At 65.1% G+C, this 18,601-nt stretch carries 14 protein-coding genes; 4 read left to right on the forward strand and 10 right to left on the reverse strand.

Features of this window, described 5'->3' with window-relative positions:
- The first annotated feature begins 195 nt into the window (after positions 1-195).
- Entirely contained in the window at positions 196-1,626 is a 1,431-nt protein-coding gene (locus ACNA1V_RS08400; protein ID WP_415833144.1) for a DEAD/DEAH box helicase, read from the forward strand.
- 193 nt (positions 1,627-1,819) lie between these two features.
- Here ACNA1V_RS08400 and ACNA1V_RS08405 read toward each other — a convergent pair whose 3' ends face one another.
- From ACNA1V_RS08405 to ACNA1V_RS08415, 3 genes are all read right to left on the reverse strand, one after another.
- Positions 1,820-2,233 carry a thioredoxin family protein gene (locus tag ACNA1V_RS08405; RefSeq protein ID WP_415833169.1) on the reverse strand — a complete coding sequence of 138 codons (414 nt, stop codon included), beginning with the start codon at positions 2,231-2,233 and terminating at the stop codon, positions 1,820-1,822.
- Between the two features lie 92 nt (positions 2,234-2,325).
- Positions 2,326-5,421, reverse strand: a complete 3,096-nt coding sequence (locus tag ACNA1V_RS08410) for an efflux RND transporter permease subunit (protein ID WP_415833145.1) — start codon at positions 5,419-5,421, stop codon at positions 2,326-2,328.
- Positions 5,418-6,602 carry an efflux RND transporter periplasmic adaptor subunit gene (locus ACNA1V_RS08415; protein ID WP_415833146.1) on the reverse strand — a complete coding sequence of 395 codons (1,185 nt, stop codon included), beginning with the start codon at positions 6,600-6,602 and terminating at the stop codon, positions 5,418-5,420. The genes ACNA1V_RS08410 and ACNA1V_RS08415 overlap by 4 nt, the downstream gene beginning before the upstream one ends.
- Before the next feature lie 195 nt (positions 6,603-6,797).
- On the opposite strand from ACNA1V_RS08415, the gene ACNA1V_RS08420 reads away from it, so the two are divergent.
- Both ACNA1V_RS08420 and ACNA1V_RS08425 read left to right on the forward strand, forming a co-directional pair.
- Entirely contained in the window at positions 6,798-8,207 is a 1,410-nt protein-coding gene (locus tag ACNA1V_RS08420; protein WP_415833147.1) for a diguanylate cyclase, read from the forward strand.
- Positions 8,208-8,315: 108 nt separating this feature from the next.
- On the forward strand, positions 8,316-9,554 hold the full coding sequence (locus ACNA1V_RS08425) for an MFS transporter (protein WP_415833148.1): 1,239 nt from the start codon (positions 8,316-8,318) through the stop codon (positions 9,552-9,554).
- Between the two features lie 70 nt (positions 9,555-9,624).
- On the opposite strand, the gene ACNA1V_RS08430 is transcribed toward ACNA1V_RS08425, so the two are convergent.
- From ACNA1V_RS08430 to ACNA1V_RS08445, 4 genes are all read right to left on the reverse strand, one after another.
- Positions 9,625-10,818: a multidrug effflux MFS transporter gene (locus ACNA1V_RS08430; RefSeq protein WP_415833149.1), complete on the reverse strand. Its 1,194-nt coding sequence runs from the start codon at positions 10,816-10,818 to the stop codon at positions 9,625-9,627.
- On the reverse strand, positions 10,815-11,309 hold the full coding sequence (locus ACNA1V_RS08435) for a MarR family winged helix-turn-helix transcriptional regulator (RefSeq protein ID WP_415833150.1): 495 nt from the start codon (positions 11,307-11,309) through the stop codon (positions 10,815-10,817). Before ACNA1V_RS08435 ends, ACNA1V_RS08430 begins: the two co-directional genes overlap by 4 nt.
- A 34-nt stretch (positions 11,310-11,343) precedes the next feature.
- Positions 11,344-11,979, reverse strand: a complete 636-nt coding sequence (locus ACNA1V_RS08440; RefSeq protein WP_415833151.1) for a LysE family translocator — start codon at positions 11,977-11,979, stop codon at positions 11,344-11,346.
- Positions 11,980-12,171: 192 nt separating this feature from the next.
- Complete coding sequence (locus tag ACNA1V_RS08445) at positions 12,172-13,035, reverse strand: helix-turn-helix transcriptional regulator (RefSeq protein WP_415833152.1); 864 nt, start codon at positions 13,033-13,035, stop codon at positions 12,172-12,174.
- Positions 13,036-13,286: 251 nt separating this feature from the next.
- Here ACNA1V_RS08445 and ACNA1V_RS08450 point away from each other — a divergent pair, with 251 nt between their 5' ends.
- The gene (locus ACNA1V_RS08450) at positions 13,287-14,579 is read left to right on the forward strand and encodes a DUF445 domain-containing protein (RefSeq protein WP_415833153.1); all 1,293 of its coding nucleotides are present in this window, start codon (positions 13,287-13,289) and stop codon (positions 14,577-14,579) included.
- 112 nt (positions 14,580-14,691) lie between these two features.
- Here the strand turns inward: ACNA1V_RS08450 and ACNA1V_RS08455 are convergent, their stop codons facing one another.
- The 3 genes from ACNA1V_RS08455 to ACNA1V_RS08465 form a co-directional block, all read right to left on the reverse strand.
- A complete protein-coding gene (locus ACNA1V_RS08455; protein WP_257740783.1) occupies positions 14,692-15,075 on the reverse strand; it encodes a Zn-ribbon domain-containing OB-fold protein in 384 nt (127 codons plus the stop codon).
- A 3-nt stretch (positions 15,076-15,078) separates the two neighbouring features.
- The gene (locus tag ACNA1V_RS08460; RefSeq protein WP_415833154.1) at positions 15,079-16,260 is read right to left on the reverse strand and encodes a thiolase domain-containing protein; all 1,182 of its coding nucleotides are present in this window, start codon (positions 16,258-16,260) and stop codon (positions 15,079-15,081) included.
- An 82-nt stretch (positions 16,261-16,342) separates the two neighbouring features.
- Positions 16,343-18,499 (reverse strand): acetate--CoA ligase family protein, encoded by a 2,157-nt coding sequence (locus ACNA1V_RS08465; protein WP_415833155.1) that lies wholly within the window; start codon positions 18,497-18,499, stop codon positions 16,343-16,345.
- Between the last annotated feature and the right edge of the window lie 102 nt (positions 18,500-18,601).

Consider the following 18,601-nt stretch of genomic DNA (forward strand, 5'->3'; position numbering starts at 1 on the left):
CGCTAAAATGACGCCTTTGCCTGTTGCCAGGTGGGAGGATCGCAGTCCAGCCCGGCACGGTAGCGGCTTCTGTTCGCCCTCCTTGTTTCAAGGCCGGTCGCGTTCAGGAGACGTGTTCTTCTGGCGCGATGGCGCGCCCCGACTGCGGCGACGCATGTTGCCCGGCATTGGCCGGCTATGCAAAACCTTCGATTGATGACCCAGACACAGACTCCCTCCGTTCCGGAGGACGATACATCCACGCAGACTTTCGCAGATTTCGGCTTGCATCCCGATCTCTTGCGGGCCGTGGCCGATACCGGCTATCTCACGCCTACGCCCATTCAGGCCCAGGCCATTCCGCAGGTGCTCAGCGGCCGTGATGTGATGGGAGCGGCGCAGACGGGCACAGGCAAGACGGCAGCGTTCACGCTGCCCATCCTGCATCGCCTGATGCCGCTGGCGACCCACAGCGCTTCGCCCGCGCGCCATCCGGTGCGGGCCCTGATGCTGGCGCCCACCCGCGAGCTGGCCGATCAGGTGGCGGAAAACGTACGCCGCTACAGCCAGCACACGCCGTTGCGTTCCACGGTGGTGTTTGGCGGCGTTGATATCGGCCCGCAAAAAGAAGCCTTGCGGCGCGGTTGCGAAGTCCTGATCGCCACGCCTGGCCGCTTGCTGGATCACGTCGAGCAGAAGACGGTCAACCTGTCGCAAGTGCAGCTGCTGGTGCTGGATGAAGCGGATCGCATGCTGGATATGGGCTTTTTGCCCGATCTGGACCGCATTGTGAAATTGTTGCCGACGCAGCGCCAGACGCTGCTGTTTTCAGCGACTTTCAGCAATGAAATTCGCAAGCTCGGTCGTACCTTCCTGCAGAATCCGGTGGAAATCGAAGTGGCAGGCCGTAATGCCACGGCAGATACCGTGACGCAGATTGCCTATGCCATCCGCAGCGAAGACAAGCGTGCTGCCGTGGTACATCTGGTGAAGTCGCGCAATTTGCGCCAGGTCATCGTGTTCTCGAATACCAAGATCGGAACGGCGCGCCTGGCGCGCGAGCTGGCGCGCGACGGCGTGCGGGCCGAATCCATCCATGGCGACAAGAGCCAGGCGGACCGCATGAAAGCCCTGGAGGCCTTCAAGTCCGGCGAGCTGGAAGTGCTGGTGGCGACCGATGTTGCCGCCCGTGGCCTGGATGTGGCGGGTGTGCCTTGCGTCATCAACTACGATTTGCCCTACAACGCGGAAGATTACGTGCACCGTATTGGCCGCACGGGCCGTGCCGGTGCGTCAGGCGAGGCCATTTCGTTTTATGCGGCAGACGATGAGCGCTTGCTGCTGGATGTGGAAAAACTGATCCGCCGTCCCGTCCCGCGTGGCGAACTGGCATTGCCCAGCGTCAGCCGCAGCCGTTCGCACAGCCATGGTGGCGCATCCACGCGCAGCGGACGCAGCCTGGGTGGCCACGGGGCGAGTGCCGCGCCAGTGGACGAATTCTTTGTCAAACCCTATGAGCCCGTAGCGGCCGCCACGGCGCCCCGTAGCGTGAGCGAACCGGCGACGGCCGAGCATGCGGCCCAGGCCTCCAGCAAGCCCCGCAATGTCGGCTTGCTGCTCGGCGGCGCGGGCAATCCGCGTCGTTGATGATGGGTTCAGCCCTTGGCGTGTTCGCCGAGGGCAGGATGGGCCAAGGCGGGCCAGGCAGGACCACAGTGTTCCATAGAGCCAATAGGGCCAGTCGATAGGGGCCACAATCAGGTTCCCAACCGAACCAGCGGGTATGAAGCGAACAGCTGCCTGCTGGCGCGCCTGGCGCAATCACAGCTTGGCCCGGCGTTCAGCGCGTGGCCAGCGTCTCTTGCAGCAGGCTGCGCACATCAGGCAATTCATGGCTGATGTGCGTATCCGCCGGCGCTTGGGCCAGCAGCCGATCCAGATGGCCGATATGAGGCAGCATCGGGCCGAAAAACACGGTGCGCTCGCCTTCCATGACCAATAGCGTCGGAAAGTTTTCGACATCGACGTCGCCCAGGAACTCGGGCTGGTCTTCAATATCTATCCAGGCAAAACAGTCTTCCGGATATTTCTCCGACAGGGCCTCCAGCGTCGGCAGGTAGGCGCGGCAGGTGTCGCACCATTGCGCGCAGAAACAGACGACCAGGCGCGACGCCGTGGCGGGCGTGACGGTGGTGGCAGCAGCGGAATAGGGAAACAGGACGGGCATGGCGGCATGGGGAAGATGAGTGCTCATCATAGCCGAGTCCTGGGAGTTTGCCTGCTATCCGGCGAGCCGGATAACAGGAGCCGGGGCAGCGGCAGATGCGCCGCCCCGGCCCTGCGGCTTCAACTGGCGGCGCCGGGCGGCGGTGTGCCGGCCGTGGCCGCAGGTTCATCGCGCTGTACTCGGAACCAGGCCGCATACAAGGCAGGTACGAAGAACAGGGTCAGGACGGTGGCGACCGCCAGGCCTCCCATGATGGAGATGGCCATAGGCCGCCAGAGAACGGATAGCGTCAGCGGGATCATGGCCAGGATCGCGGCCAGCGCAGTCAGCACCACCGGACGGGTGCGGCGCATGGTGGCGTGAATGATGGCCTCCCAGCGTGAGTCGCCAGCCGCGATATCGCGGTCTATCTGATCGACCAGGATGACCGAGTTGCGCATGACCATGCCGGCCAGGGCGATGACCCCCAGCGTAGCCACGAAACCGAAGGGCACCTGGGTGATCAACAGGCCCAGGCTGACGCCCATCATGCCCAGGGGAGCTGTCAGCAGAACCATGAACATGCGGCTGAAACTTTGCAGCTGGATCATCAGGAACAGGGCCCAGAGCAGCAGCATGAGCGGCAGCACCAGGGCAATGGCGCCGTTGGCCTTGGCGCTTTCTTCCATGGAACCACCGGTGTCTATGGCATAACCGACCGGCAGGCTGGCGCGCAAGTCTGCCAGCATACCTTCGATATCGGCCGAAACATCCGGTGCCTGCGCGTCGATGACGTCGGCGCGTACGGCCAGGGTGGGCAGGCGGTCGCGCAGCCAGATGCCGCCTTCTTCCAGCTCGGGCTGCAAGCGGGCGACCTGGCCCAGGGGCACGACAGCGCCGCTGGCGGTGCGCAGGCTGATTTCATCGAGCCGGGCGGCGTCCAGCCTTTCGTCCGGTACGGCGCGCGCCACGACATCTATCAGCTCGTCGCCCTCACGGACTTGCGTGACGGTGTAGCCGCTCAGCATGGTCTGCAGCGTCTGGGCGATCGCCTGAGTGCTCAGGCCCAGCGCCTGCGCCCGGTCCTGATCGACCACCAGGCGGACGGCCTTGGTGCGTTCGTTCCAGGTCAGGTTGGCGTCGCGGATATGCGGATGCTGGCGCATGATGTCGCGCACCTGGTAGGCGATGCCGCGCACGGTGTCGGGGTCGCTGCCACGCACGCGGAACTGCACCGGGTACCCGACAGGCGGGCCCAGTTCCAGCAGATAGACGCGTGTGCGGATATGGGCGAAATGCTCCTGCAGTTGCTGGCGCAGCGTGGCGGCCAGCGCGGGCGTATCGCGGATGTCCTTGGGATAGACGATCAGCTGCGCGTAGTTCAGTTTGGGTAGTTCGGGTTCGAGCGCCAGATAGAAGCGCGGCGCGCCGCCGCCGACGTAGGCCGTGTAATGGCCGACGCGCTTGTCTTTGCTCAGCAGCTTTTCGACGGCCAGGGTTTCGGCCAGCGTGGCGGCGTAGCTGGCGCCTTCTTCCAGATGCACATCAATCAGGATTTCTTCGCGTGGCGAATCCGGGAAAAATTGCTTGGGTACCAGCGTGAAGGCTGCCACCGATGCGAAGAAGGCCAGGGTGGTGAAGACCAGCACGGCTTTGCGATGCGCCACGCACCAGTCTATATGGGCGGCGAACCAGCGGCGCATGCGCTGACGCGCCGGACTTTCAGTTGGGGCGTGGCTGCCGGGCGCAGGCATATCGGGCAGCAGTTTGGTGCCCAGATACGGGGTGAACAAGACGGCGATCAGCCACGAGACGATCAGCGAAATACCGACGACCCAGAATATGGATTGGGTGAACTCGCTGGTCGAAGAACGCGCGAAGCCCACCGGAACGAAGCCGGCGACGGTGATCAGCGTGCCAGTCAGCATGGGGAATGCGGTAGAGGTCCAGGCAAAGGACGCGGCACGGAAGCGATCCCAGCCTTGTTCCATTTTCACCAGCATCATTTCCACGGCGATGATGGCGTCATCCACCAGCAGGCCCAGCGCGATGATCAGTGCACCCAAGGAGACGCGGTGCAGGTGGATATCCATGAGCCACATGATGAAGAAGGTGATGCCCAGCACCAGCGGCACCGACAGGGCGACGACGATGCCGGTGCGCAGGCCCAGCGCCATCAGGCTGACAGCCAGAACGATGGCCAGCGCCAGCAGGAAATGGCCCAGGAACTCATTGATGGAATGATCGACCAGGGTGGGTTGGTCAACGATTTTCTCGATCTGGATGCCGGCAGGCAATTGGCGCTGGAAGTCATCCATGGTTTCCTGCAGCTGCCGCCCCAGCCGCAGGATATCGCCGCCTTCGACCATGGACACGGCCAGCCCGGTGACGCGCTTGCCATCTCGGCGCATCGAGGATTCCGGCGGGTCGATGAAGCCCCGCGTGATGGTGGCGATGTCGCCCAGGCGGAAGGTACGGCCATTGGCGGACACTGGGGTGTTTTCGATATCTTCGAGACTGTGGATGGCGCCGTCCACACGTGCTGCAATACGGGCGCGCGGGCCTTCCACCGTGCCGGCTGGCATGACGATATTGCGCTGGGCCAGGCTGGCCAGCACCTGCTCAGGCGTCAGGCCCAGCTGCGCCAGGCGGGCATGGCTGAATTCCAGGTAAAAGCGTTGGTCCTGGACGCCCAGCAGGGATACCTTGGAAACATCCGGCAGGGCCAGGACATGCTCACGCGCTGCCAGCAGAACCTGCTTCATGTCGGCGTCGTCGAATCCGTCGGCATGGAAGGCATAGATGGAACCGAAGGTGTCGCCGAAATCGTCATTGAAAAACGGCCCTATGACGCCTTCCGGCAAGGTATAGCGCATATCGCCGACCCGTTTGCGGGCCTGGTACCAGCTTTCGTGGATGGCCTCCTTGCCGGCCCAGTCCTTCAATACCAGGAACAGGGTGGCGCGGCCGGGGCGGACATAGCTTTTGACATAGTCATAATAGGGAACTTCCTGCAGGGTGCGCTGGATTTTTTCCACGACCTGCTTTTGCATTTCTTCGGTCGTGGCGCCGGGCCAGGCGACATCCAGGGTCATGACCATGATGGTCATTTCCGGGTCCTCGGAACGTCCCAGCTGGAAGTAGGCCTGCACGCCCAGCGCCAGTGACATCAGCATGGCGAACAGCACCAGGGCGCCATGCCGCAGGCCCCATGCCGAAAGGTTGAAGTGATTCATGGCAGGCGGCCATCCCAGGGAGTGACCACCAGGCCAGCATCCAGACGATGAACTCCAGCGGTAACGACGCGCTCTCCTGCCTCCAGGCCGCCGAGTATGGTGACGTGGTCAGTGCCCAGGCGGCCGATGGTCACCGGGCGCAACACCAGGTGATCGGCGCCGGGGGGGAGCACCCAGACTGCGGTCGCGCCTTCATGCTGCAGCAGTGCCGACAGTGGCAAGGTCCAGGTGGCCGCTTCGTCTTGCGTGGCACGGGGCAGGGTGACGGTGGTGCTCATGCCGAGGCGGGCGCTCGGGCTCAGCGCCGGGACGGTCAGCCGGATGCGGAAGGTGCGTGTCACGGGATCGGCCGCCGGGGCCGCTTCGCGGACGGTGGCGGGAAAGCGGTGTTCGGGTTGCTCCAGCAGCGCTACCTGCGCGCCGGTGCCGGGTGCCAGGCTGGCGATCAGGTGTTCCGGCACATCGGCCTGAACTTCCAGTTCACCGGCATAGGCCAGCGAAACGACAGGGGCACCTGCGGCAATGACTTGCCCCGGTTCGGCCCAGACGGCAGTGATGATGCCGTCATGCGGCGCGCGCAAGGTGGCATCGGCCAGGTCTGTGCGAGCGCGTTCCAGCTGGCTGGCGGCCGCGCGCACCTGGGCCGCAGCGCTGGTCTGGGCGGTCTGCATGCGTTCAAAGTCGGCTTTGGCGATGGCCCCGCGTGCTACCAGCTGCTGATTGCGCGTGACGTCGCTGCCGGCCTGTTCGAGGGCGCTGCGAGCTTGCGCCAACTGGGCTTCGGCCGCTTGCACCGCCAACTGCAAAGGAATCGGATCCAGCGTGGCGAGGACGGCGCCGGCCTTGACGCTGCTGCCGCGATCCACCGGCCGCGCTGACAAGCGGCCACTGACGCGCAGCCCCAGCTGGCTTTCGGTTCGGGCGGCAACGATGCCCGGCAAGGACACATCGCTGGCTGGCGCCCGGCTGCCGACGGTTTCCAGGCGTACCGGGACGGCGCCGGGAGCCGCGGGAGCGGCGCGCTCGCAGGCGCTCAGAAGACAGATCGCCAGCAGCGTCAGCAGCAGGCCGGTCAAGCGGCGCTGAACCGGGTGGCGCCGGGTGCGGGTAGATGCGGCCAGGGAAAATCTAGCCTGGGTATCGCCTGGCATGGCGTTTGGCGGGGGGACGTCGTATGTCATTTCCTGAGCCCGAAAGAGGTCGCCTGCATTATGCCAGTGCCGCCTGCCGGAAAATCTGAATAGGGTTGCTTCTTGTTCCGTCCTGTTTCAAGGAGGTCGGAAAGGACGGTTGAACGAGACAGGGCACGCGGCTTCTGGTCTTTTTTTCTGGTACGACTTCCTGATTTGTTCGCTTCCGTGCCAGAATATTGACACATGAAGCAAGGTTTTGAAATGTTAAGAAAAAATACCTCGCCCGAGGAGTGGATGGCGGATTGGCGGCATATTTGCGGCAGGTACAGCGAAGATGTCTGGCGGTTGGTGCAGGGGCTGGTGCGGGAGCAGAAGGCCGAGCTGGCCACCCGGTTCTATGAACAGATGATGCAGGATTCGGCAGCGTCGTTCTTTCTGTCGGCGCAATTGGTGCAGAGCCGCTTGCATCCTGCCTTGCAGTCTTGGCTGGAGGGGGTGTTTTCCGTTGCCTTGACGGAAGATTACGAAGCGACGGTGGCCTATCAGAAACGGGTCGGCGGCGTACATGCGCGTATCGGCATCCCGACGCATCTGGTCATGCGCGGCGCGCGGGCGCTGAATGAGGCAATGTTCAGCCAGTTGCAGATGGCGGATCCTGCCTTGCGTACGGAAGCGGTTGCCTACGTGGCGGAGCTGACTTCGCTGGCCATGGAGGTGATGTGCCAGGCGTACGCGGTATCGCATGACCGTAACTCCCGTGCCGAAGAAGCCTATCGGCTGTTTGCGATTTCCCAGGATATCGGGGCGGAGCGGGAAAAACAGCGGGCGGCGCTGCTGGGCTGGGAAAACCAGTTCATGTATGAGGTCGCGGTGAACCAGGCGCGTGCCAACCTGCCTTTGCTGGGCAAGTCTGAATTTGGCCTATGGTTTACGCACAAGGCCGCCCATGCATTCGAGGGCAGCCCGGATGTGGCCGCGATTCTGGCGGAAATCGAACGCGTGGATATCGCTGCCGGGCAGCTCAATGAGCTGGCTGCGGATTCGGATGGCAAGAACACGGGGCAGGTGGATGTCCTGCGCCGTATCCGCGATCATTGCCGCACGGTCGGTTTCTTGCTGGAGGGCCTGTTCCAGCAGGCAGGCTACCTTGAATCCGGGCGCGATGTGCTGACGCGCCTGTTGAACCGGAAGTATCTGCAGGTCATCATGAACCGCGAGATCGAGTTTGCGCGCACCAATGGCGGCGGACTGGCGGTGTTGATGGTGGATATCGACCATTTCAAGCGCATCAATGATGAACATGGCCATGACGGAGGAGATGCGGCTTTGCGCCATGTCGGCCTATTCATGTCGCAGGCGGTGCGCAGCAGTGACTATCTGTTCCGTCTGGGGGGCGAGGAGTTCCTGGTGGTTCTGGTCGATGTCGAGCAGGAGACGGCGATGCTGGTGGCTGAAAACCTGCGGCGACGCGCGGAAAATGAGCGGATTCCGCTGGGGCAGAATATTCATTTGCGCATGACGCTCAGCATTGGCGTTGCGTTGTATGCCGGCCATCCGGATTACCTCCTGCTGCTCAAGGCGGCGGATCAGGCCTTGTACCGTGCCAAGCACCTGGGCCGCAACCGGGTGGAGTTGAGCCGGGGCGTGGAGTAGAGTAGCGGCGTGTATCGCCGGCCCTGAGGGTTGGCGATTGCGCTGGCATGGTGCCTGCGCGTGTCTGGCCCGGCATTGGCTCGGGCCTGTCCATGAAAAGGGGTATCCGTGTCCGAGCAGAAGTTGTGCACGCCGTCTGCGCAGGCGCACGCCACAGGGAGTACGCCTGTGCTGTCGAATCGCATTTTGCTGCTGATGGCGCTGGCCTGTGGCCTGTGTGCCGGCGCGAACTATTTCAATCAGCCGCTGCTCAACTCCATTGCACAAGCTTTCGGCGTGCCGGAATCCACCTCGTCCATGACCGTCACCATTGCCCAGGTGGCTTATGGCGTGGGGCTGTTCCTGCTGGTGCCGCTGGGGGATATGCTGGCGCGCCGCCGCCTGGCGGTCGTCATGATGCTGCTGGCCGCGGCAGGACTGTTTCTCAGCGGGTTTTCGTCAGGCTTTGCCTGGCTGGCGATAGGCACGCTGATGACGGGCCTGTTCTCGGTTGCTGCGCAGGTGCTGGTGCCCATGGCGGCGGCGCTGGCTGCGCCAGGCGCCAGCGGCAGGGCGGTGGGGCTGGTGATGAGCGGGCTGCTGATGGGCATCTTGCTGGCCCGCAGCGTGGCAGGAATTCTGTCGGAACTGGGCGGCTGGCAATTGGTTTATCGTGCAGGCGGCGTCGCCATGTTGCTGGTGGCTCTGGCTTTGTGGCGTGCCTTGCCGGATGTGCCGGCGCCGGCTGCGCGCACCAGCTATCTGGCGACCTTGCGTTCCTTGGGCGTTTTGCTGGCGCGTTTGCCCCGTTTGCGCAGTGCTGCCCTGATGGGCGCGATTTCCTTTGGCGCGGTCAGCGTGCTGTTTTCCACCATGGCCCTGCTCTTGGCCGGGCCGGAGCATGGCTTGTCGGATATGGCGATCGGTCTGGTCGGCCTGGCGGGCGTGGCCGGCGCGTTGATGGCCAATGTGGCCGGGCGTCTGGCCGATCGTGGCTGGGGGCAGATCACCATGCGCGCCTCCGCCGTGCTGCTGGTGGCGGGTTGGGGCATGTTGTGGCTGGGGCGGGATTCGCTGGCCTGGTTCCTGGCCGGTATCCTGATGATAGATCTTGCGCTGCAAGGGATCCATATCAGCAACCAGCATGTCATTTATCGTCTCTTGCCGGAGGCGCGTTCGCGCATCAATGCGGTTTACATGACCTGCTATTTTGGCGGCGCCGCACTGGGGTCGGCGTTGGGGTCACTGGCCTGGCAGCACGGTGGCTGGCAGTCGGTCTGCCTGGTGGGCGCCGGACTGGGATGCCTGAATTTCTTTGCCTTGTGGCTGGACTCGCGGTATGCGCGGCAGGACACGGTGGCAGCCTGATGGCCGGCACAGCACTGTCCGCATGTCGCGGGCCGTGCTGTGCCGCAGCGCCGGATGCGGCGACCGGCTTTCAGGCTTCCGGCGGCAGGTGTTTCAGGCCCTGGCGCAGACAGATCTGGGCCAGGATGGCTGCACCCAGCAATACTGCTGCAGCGCCGACGGCGGGGTTGCCGATGGCGGCAGCCAGCGCGGTACAGATCGCGCCCATCAACATCTGCGTGCTGCCATACAGGCCGGATGCCGAGCCGATCAGCTTCGCATCGACACTGATGGCGCGGGTCAGAATGGCTGGACTGGCGATTCCCGCGCCGCAGGTCAGCGCAGTCATGCTGAGCAGGATCCCGGTGACGGTCAGGTAGCCGGCGGCAACCTGAATGGCCAGCGAAGCGGCCGCAGCCAGGCTCAGCAGGGTGCCGCTGATGAGCAGCCGGTTGGCGGCCATCCGGGTCACCAGGCGGCTGGTAACGGCATTGCCCAGCGACATGCCGAAAATCAGGGCGCATAGATAAAGCCCGACCTCATGCAACGGGCGGCCCAGCCTGTCATGGAAAATGAAGGGGGCGCTGGAAATGAAAGCATGCATGCTGGTGGTGGTCAGCCCGCCGCCGATGGACAGATAGACAAAGGCGCGCGAACGCAGCAGGGAGTGATAGTTGCGAGCGACCTGGCCCAGATGGAGGGTCTGGCGATTGGCACTGGGCAGTGTTTCCGGCAACAGGCGCCAGGACAGGACAAGCGTGGCGGCACCGATGGCCGTCATCAGATAGAACACGGAGCGCCAGCCGGTATGGCTGGTCAGGATGCCGCCCAGCAGCGGCGCCAGGCTGGGCCCGAGCATCATCATCAGGTTCAGCAAAGCCAGGCGGCGCACCGCGTCATGCGCTTCCGATGTGTCGCGGGCAATGGCCCGGCCCAGCGCCAGGCCCGCGCAACCGCCCAGCGCCTGCAGCAGCCGCGCGCCCAGCAGCCCGGAAAGGCTGTCGGCAAATGCGGCCAGCAGGCTGCCCAGGACATAGAGCACCAGGCCGACCATCAGTGTCGGACGCCGGCCGATGCTGTCCGCAATCGGGCCATAAACCAACTGCCCGGCAGACAGGCCGAGGATATAGACGCTGATGGTGGCTTGCATGGCGCCATTGCTGGCGTTCAATTCCAGACCGGCGGCGGGCAGGGCCGGCACGAAGAAATTCATTGCCATGGTGCTGGCAATGGTAATGACGGCCAGCAGCCAGAATGGCGGCCGGCCTTGCGGAGCGGACATCATGATTGAGGATCGCTGTTATTGGCGGCCAGGGTGGCAGATACCTGGCGCAGGACTTTCATGGCAAGCGCGAGTTCATCTTCGGGCAGCCCGCCCAGTAGCCGGGCGCGGACTTCGCTGGCAATACTTTCCACACGCAGGCTGAGTGCACGGCCGGCGGCCGTCAGCAGGATGCGCTTGGCGCGTTTGTCTTCGGCGTCTTCGACGCGCACGATATGGCCGTCGCGCTCCAGGGTGACGAGCAGGCGCACCACGGAAGAGCTGTCCAGCCCCATGGTACGGGCCAGATCCTTTTGGTGCAGCGGCGCGGCCGCACGGGATGCGTGCAGCAGGGCGCGCCAGGTTGCTTCGGTCAGCCCCAGGGGCTGCAACTCGGCGTCCAGCGCACGGCGCCATTGGCGCGCGACACAGCTGACCAGCGACGGAAAAGTGGTGTTGGCATTGACGTGAGGGGAGTCCTGCACGCCTGGAAGTGAGTCGGGGTGGGTGTCCATGAAATAGATTGTATATCAATTGATGATATGCAATCTATTTTTTCGGAGACAGTCCTTGCCATAGCATCAGCAGGCCCAGCAAGCCGAGCAAAAGGCCGCAGAGCCGTTCCACCACTGGCAGCCAGCGATGATAGTGGCGCTGCGCCCAAGGGTTGCCGATGAGCGCGGCGACCAGCAGATCCCAGGCCAGCACGACGCAGAACATCCAGATACCGCATAGCCAGAGCCAGAGCGATGGGGTGTGAGTATTGGCGAGCATGGAGGCCAGGCTGCCATAGAACAATGCGTTTTTCGGGTTGAGCAGGGCCGATAGCCCGCCCATGCCCAGGGCGCGCGGCCAGGACAGGCGCGGCGCATGGGCGGGCAGTCGGCGCTCTGCGCCGGGTGAAGGGGGCTGGCAGCTGCGCATCAGGGCAAGCGCCAGATAGAGCAGATAGGCGCCGCCTGCCATCTGCAGGCCGCGAAACAAGCCTGTGTCCGGTTTCAGCAGATCCAGCCCGGCGAATGCGATGGCGATGAACAGGCCATTGGCGAGGGCGATGCCCAGGCAGGCGCTGGCTGCGACGCGCAGGCCATTGCCAGCGGCGAGACGGGTGATCAGCAGGAAATCCGGGCCGGGAGCAAGGAGGGCGAAGAAATGGGCGGTGGCAATCAGAAGGAAGGTGGACATGGCAAGAACAGGCAGAGGCGATGGCCGCCAGTGTGTCCGGTGTCCGGGATCAGGTATTGAATGAAATTGCGGCAGATATGGCGTACCTCTCTCTACCGCCAGCAGGCGTGGCGCCTGGGCGGGGGCTGCGGAAGGAGCGGCGGGAGGGCGGAGACAGTCGCCGGTACGACTGCGCCCTGGTGGGCGGCCGCGCTAGGCGCCGCTGCGGTAGCGGCCGGGCGGCATGGCGGCGCGGGCCTTGAACATGCGCTGGAAATGGCTCTGGTCCGCGAAGCCCAGCCGATAGGCCGTGTCGGCCAGGCTGGCGCCCTGGCGCAGCCAGTCTCGCGCCTGATTGATGCGGAAATCCAGCTGGTAGGCATGGGGTGTCATGCCCGTCGCTGCGCGGAAGGCGCGTATCAGCTGGTAGCGGCCCATGCCGGCCAGGGCAGCCAGTCCGGCCAGCGACGGATTGGCCGCCGGGTCGTCGCGCAAAGCGTCCATCACCCGCAGCAGTGCCGGGCCGGGGGCGCAGCGGGCCAGCGGTGGCAAGGGGGCAGCGGCTGGCCGGGTATCGCTGTCCATGACGAATTCAATGAGTGCGGCATCCTTGGCGCAAGCCGGCTGGCCAGTGCCCAGTATTTGCGCCAGCTGGCGATAGGCTGCATACCGTGGTGGCGCGGTGGCCAGCATGACCTGATCCATGTACCGGGGCGTAAGCGAGGCACCCGATAGTGCGGCGTGTTCGATGCGCAGGTCTTCCATCCAGGCGGCATCCAGGTGCAGCATGTGATAACTCCAGCTTTCCAGGGAGGCTGGATTGCAGGCATGGACATGCGCTGGCGGCACGTACACCAGGGTGCCGGGGCCGGTACGCCGCCGGCCGCCCTGGGCGCCGGTGAAGAGGCTATGGCCGCTGTCGATTGCGCCTATGGAATAGCTGGGGTGGCTGTGGGGCACATAGCAGGCGCGGCTGTGGCTGGCTTGCCGCAATTCGACATGCGGTAGCAGAGGGTCGCGCCAGAGCCGGATATCGGCGGCGGGAACGGGCGGGACGGCAGCGGCGGTGGATGGCATGGGCAGGACGGGACAGGCCCGCTGGCGGGATCGGGAAGGACAGCATGGAAATGCAGTGCACGTTCTGGGCTGACAGGCCGGGCGCTTGAGAAGGCTGGGCGAATATCGGCTATCGCAGTAGCCTAATATTATGCGTATTCCTTATCCGCATTCATTTCTTTCAGCTCATCGCCCACCTGGGCGAGGCCTCGTCGCGGTCGATGGCCGGAACGGAGCGGGCCGGGCAGGGCTTCAAGGACGGACAGACAGTCATGACAGACAGCGCTGCGCTGGAGCAACAGAATCGTACGCTGCGCCGCATGAAGCGGCGCGCGCTGGGTTTGCTGGCGCTGACCCTGGCGGGTTTCATCACCAGTCACCTGATGGGCGGCCAGGGTGGCTGGGCCTGGCTGCGGGCATTCTGTGAAGCGGCGACAGTGGGGGCGCTGGCAGACTGGTTCGCGGTGGTGGCCCTGTTCCGCCATCCGCTCGGTGTGCCGCTGCCGCATACCGCCATCATTCCCAACAAGAAGGAACGGATCGGCGACAGCCTGGCAGTGTTTGTACGCGATCACTTCCTGGCGCCCGAGACCTTGCTGGATAAACTGAAGCTGTTTGATCCTGCCGCCCGCCTGGGCACATGGCTGGCAGGGGCGGAGCAGCGCGAACGCCTGGGGGCGGGCTTGCGCCAGGCGGCCTTGCAGGGTCTGGACCTGCTGGACGACAAGGCCGTCAAGGCGGCGCTGACGGACTCATTGCGCGGCTATCTGTCGCGCTGGAATGCGGCGGGCACGGCCAGCGAAGTCCTGAATCTGCTGACGCGCGACGGACGCCATCAGGTATTGCTGGATGAAGCGCTGCGCCAGTTGGGTGGCTATATCGGCGACGAAGCCGTCAAGCAGCGCATCTCTGCGATGATGGTGCGTTATGCCAGCCGCGAGTGGCCCACCTTGCTCAAGGTGGTGGGCGCGGTGACGTCGGTGGATGAGTTGTCCGGCCGACTGGCCGACCGCCTGGCGCGGGCGCTGCTGGAGGAAATGCAGGCCGTGCTGGAGGAGCCCGGGCACCCGTTGCGGCGCGACTACGAAGCCTGGGTGGCGGATTACGTGCGCCGCCTGGGCAGCGACCCGGCCCTGGGCGAACAGGTGGAAGCCATGAAACAGCGGCTATTGGCGCATGGGCAGGTGCAGGCCTATATCGACGGCGTGTGGGCTGACATCATGGCATTGCTGCGGGCCGATCTGGCCGCGCCCGATTCGGCCATAGGCCGTCATCTGGAAAAAGCGCTGGCCGGTTTCGGGGAACGGCTGCGTGATGATGACTCGCTGCGCGATGCCCTGAACGAGCACATCTTGAGCAATGCCGCCAAACTGGCCGACCGGCTGCGCGATGGCGTGACCGACCATATTTCCCGAACGGTGCGGAACTGGGACGAGCGTCAGCTGGTGCAGGAGCTGGAGCGCAGCGTGGGCAGCGACCTGCAGTACATCCGCTTCAGCGGCACGCTGGTCGGTGGCCTGATCGGCCTGGCCCTGCACGCGCTGGTCTTGCTGATGGCGGCCTAGACCGGGGGCACGGTGACGCCAGGCCTGGCGGACGCTTGCCCCTGGCGGCAGGCATCAATATTTCACACAGGCCTGCGGTTCACACACAGGCCTGCGGCGGCGAGGGACGGCTTCAGGCCGGACGAAACACCGGTAGTTGCTGGCCGGTTCCGCTATCGAGGAAATCCAGGCTCAGGTCCTGGCCGATGCGCAAACGTTCGAAATCATCGGTGAGGATGTTGCTCATCATGAGCGGGCCTTCGGCCAGCTGCACATAGGCCAGGCAATAGGGGGCCGGGCCGCGCAGCAGCACGCTATAACTATAGAGGGTGGCCCGGCCGCTGGCCTCGAACCATTCCGTGGCGCCGCCAGTGAAGGGGCTGCGGTCGCGCGGGTAATGGAAGGCTTGCCCGGTGTCGCAGCAACGCTTGAGCAGCAGTTTGCCCGCGTTGGCGGCCTGCCAGTACTCGGCAGTTTCAAGGTTGGCTTGGGGCGCAATGATGGTGCGGGTATTCATAGTTCAGTCCTCGCGTACCAGGATCATGGTGGCGCTGCCGTGGCGGCCGCCCAGTTGCCCGCCGGTGCCGTGCGCCAGCGCGAGCCGGCAACCGGGAACCTGGACGGCAGGGTGGGCTTCGCCGCGCAGCTGGCGCACGGCTTCCAGCAGGCGGGTCATGCCGCCCCGGTTGCCAGGGTGGTTGTTGCAAAGGCCGCCGCCGTCGGTATTGACGGCCAGGCGTCCGCTGCCTGAGATCAGGCCGCCATCGGCAACGAAGCGCCCGCCGGCACCGGGGGCGCAGAAGCCGAGGTTTTCCAGCTGGATCAGGACGGTGATGGTGAAGCTGTCGTAGAGCGAGGCGTACTGGATGTCCTGGGCCTTTACCCCGGCCTGGGCAAAGGCTTCGGCGCCACTGCGCACGCCGCCGGAGGCCAGGATGTCGAAATAGCCGCCATTCAGGTGGCGCACGTTGAAACCGGCGCCTATGGGAGTGATGAGGGGGCGCTTCAGGCTGCGGGCGATATCCGGGTGCGCCAGTACCAGTGCGCCGCCGCCGTCGCTGATGATGCAGCAATCCAGCCGGTGTAGCGGCGTGGCAATGACGGGGGAATCCAGCACATCCTGCACGGTCACGATTTCCTGCCGCAGCGCATGCGGATTGTGGCTGGCATGGTGGGAGGCCGCAACCTTGATCCAGGCCAGCTGCTCGGCAGTCGTACCGTGCTCGTACATGTGGCGTGCGGCGCACATGCCATAGACATTGGTGACGACCGCGCCATAGGGCAACTCGAACTGTGCTTCCGGGGCGTGTTGCGGCTGTTGGCGCATGGCAGCCTCGGGCGGCAATTTTTCCGCCCGTGGCCGGCCGCCCTGGGTAATGAGCGCCACGCGGCATTTGCCGGCGGCAATGGCCTGTGCCGCATGGGCAACGTGGTTGATGTAGGCCGAACCCCAGGTTTCCGTGGTATCCAGATGCCGCAGGTTCAGCCCCAGATACTCCACGACCGACATCGGGCCGGAACCGGGGGATTCCCAGCCCGGCACATCGCCGGCGCAGAAATAGCCATCCACATCCTGCAGGCCGAGCCCGGCATCGGCCAGCGCGCCCAGCGCCGATTCGATATGCAACTGGGCCAAGGTCTTGTCGGCGGCATGGCGGGTCGGGTGTTCGTAGGCGCCAACGATATAGGCCTGTCCTTTCATGTCTGGTTTCCTTTCTTGGAGGCAGGCGCGGCGTCAGGCGGATGGCTGCGCGCCGCGCGGGTTGCGAGGCAAATCTCTGGTGTCAGCGTGTCACGACCAGGGCGTCGAGCGCCATGACACCCCGGCCCGGCCCGTAGGCCACCAAGGGATTGATGTCTATTTCGGTGATGTCCGGGTGCGCCAGCATCAAGTGGCCGACGCGCGCCACGACATCGGCCACGGCGTCCAGGTCGGCGGGCGGCTGGCCCCGGAATCCGCGCAGCAGTTTGTTGCCCTTGAGCGCCAGCAGCTTGCCGACGATGGCCTCGTGCGGTAAGTCGGGGGGCAGCAGTTGCACATCGCCCAGCGCTTCCACCCAGACGCCGCCCAGGCCGACCATCAGGATGGGACCCCACTGCGGATCGCGGCTGGCACCTACCACCAGTTCCAGGCCGCGCGGCCCCATTTTTTCCACCAGCGCGCCGTCGAGCGCCAGGCCCGGTACCGCCCGCCCGATGTTGTCGTGCAGGGTTTGCCAGGCCGAGCGCAAGGCGGGGGCATCGGCAATATTCAGCAATACGCCGCCGGCATCGCTTTTGTGCGCGAGCTGGGCCGCCTGGGCCTTGAGGACGACGGGATAGCCGATGCTGGCGGCGATCTGCAGCGCGTCGTCCAGCGTGCGCGCCAGTTCGCCTGCGGGCGTGGGAATGGCGAGCGCCCGCAATACCTGTTTGCCCATCCATTCGGCTTGGGCGCCGGGGCGCATGGCGGGCAGTACGGCGGTTGCCAAGGCAGGGCCGGAGGCTGCCGCAGGCCGGGCGGCTGCCTGTGACTGGCCGAAGCGCGTGGCGCAGGCCAGCGCGCGCAAGGCGCGTTCGGGCGAGCGCATGATGACGGCGCGGTGCTTGCGGGCCAGGGCGACAAAGGCGTCGGCCGGGGGCGTATCTTCATTCTGCATGACGTAGATGGCGGGCTTGCGGCTGCCCGCAGCGCCTTGCAGAAAGTAGTCCAGCCATTCGACCGAGGCCGCCGGTTCTGGCATGGGCATGGACACCAGCAGGCTGCCGATGCCGGGGTCGGCCAGCAGGGTAGCGACGCCCGTAGCCAGAATAGAGGGCTGGTAGGCTGACAGTGTGCCGATATCCAGCGGATTGCGCGGAGGCAGGAAGGCGGGCAGGTGTTCCCGCAACTGCTCGGCCTGCGCAGCAGAAAGCGCAGGCATGGCCAGGCCCAGGGGCTCGACATAATCCTGCGCCAGCCCGCAGATGGCGCCAGAGGCCGTTACCAGCCCCAACCCGCCCGTGGGCGGTACGGGATAGCGCAGCATGAGCTGGCCGACATCTATGACTTCTTCCAGTGTATCGACCACCAGCACGCCTGCGTGGCGGGCCATCAGCTGCATGGCAGCATGATTGCCGGCCAGGGCGCCGGTATGGGATTGCGCCGCTGCCTGGGATTGCTCGCTGCGGCCAGGGTGCAGCATGATGACAGGCTTACCCTGTGTTCGCGCCGCGCGGGCGGCATCCAGGAAATCGGCGGCTGAACGGATTTGCTCGGCGTAGATGACAATGGCGCCGGTATGCGGGTCGGCGGCATAGAAACGCACCATTTCCGCCAGCCCGGTCTGGGCTTCGTTGCCGGTGGTCATCATGTATGACAGCGGTACGCCGCGTGCCAGCAGCGAGGCGGCGATATGGGCGCCTACGCCGCCGCTTTGGGCCACGATGGCGATGGCCGGGCCATCTTCCGGGTTCAGGCGCGGCGGCAGGACCAAGGGCACCATCATCACGTAGAACGCATCGGCGTAGTTGAAATAGCCCACGGTGTTGGGGCCCAGCAGGGCCAGGCCGCCCGCGCGGGCTATGGCGGCGATTTCCTGCTGTTGCTGGCGGCCGGCCTCGCCCATTTCCGCAAAGCCGGAGGCAAAGCAAACGGCGCCCCGTATGCCTTTCGCCACGCAGGCCTGGACAGCATCGCGCACAGCTTCGGACGGCAGCATCAGGATGGCAAGCTCGATGCCGTCGGGAAGCTGGGAAATATCGGTCAGGACAGGGCGTTCGCCCAGCGTGCCGCCGCTGCGGCCCACCAGGTGGATCGGTCCTTGGTAGCCGCCATTGACCAGGTTGGCCAGCACGACCTGTCCGGCGGAACCGGGTTTGCTGGACATGCCGATAATGGCAACCGAGGCCGGACGGAAGAACGGACGGATGTCCGGTGCGGCCGGGGGAGTGGAAGTGGCGGCATCAGGGGTGGGTTTCATGGTCTCCTCGTGCAGTGGGGCTGGCGGTAGGCCGCCGTGGTGCGCGCTGCTCAGGGCAGGCGCAAGGCGGCAGATGCCAGCGGGTGGTGCTGCTTCTTGTTA

It is taken from the genome of Kerstersia similis (genome assembly GCF_965139615.1).
Classification (GTDB): Bacteria; Pseudomonadota; Gammaproteobacteria; order Burkholderiales; family Burkholderiaceae_B; genus Kerstersia; species Kerstersia similis.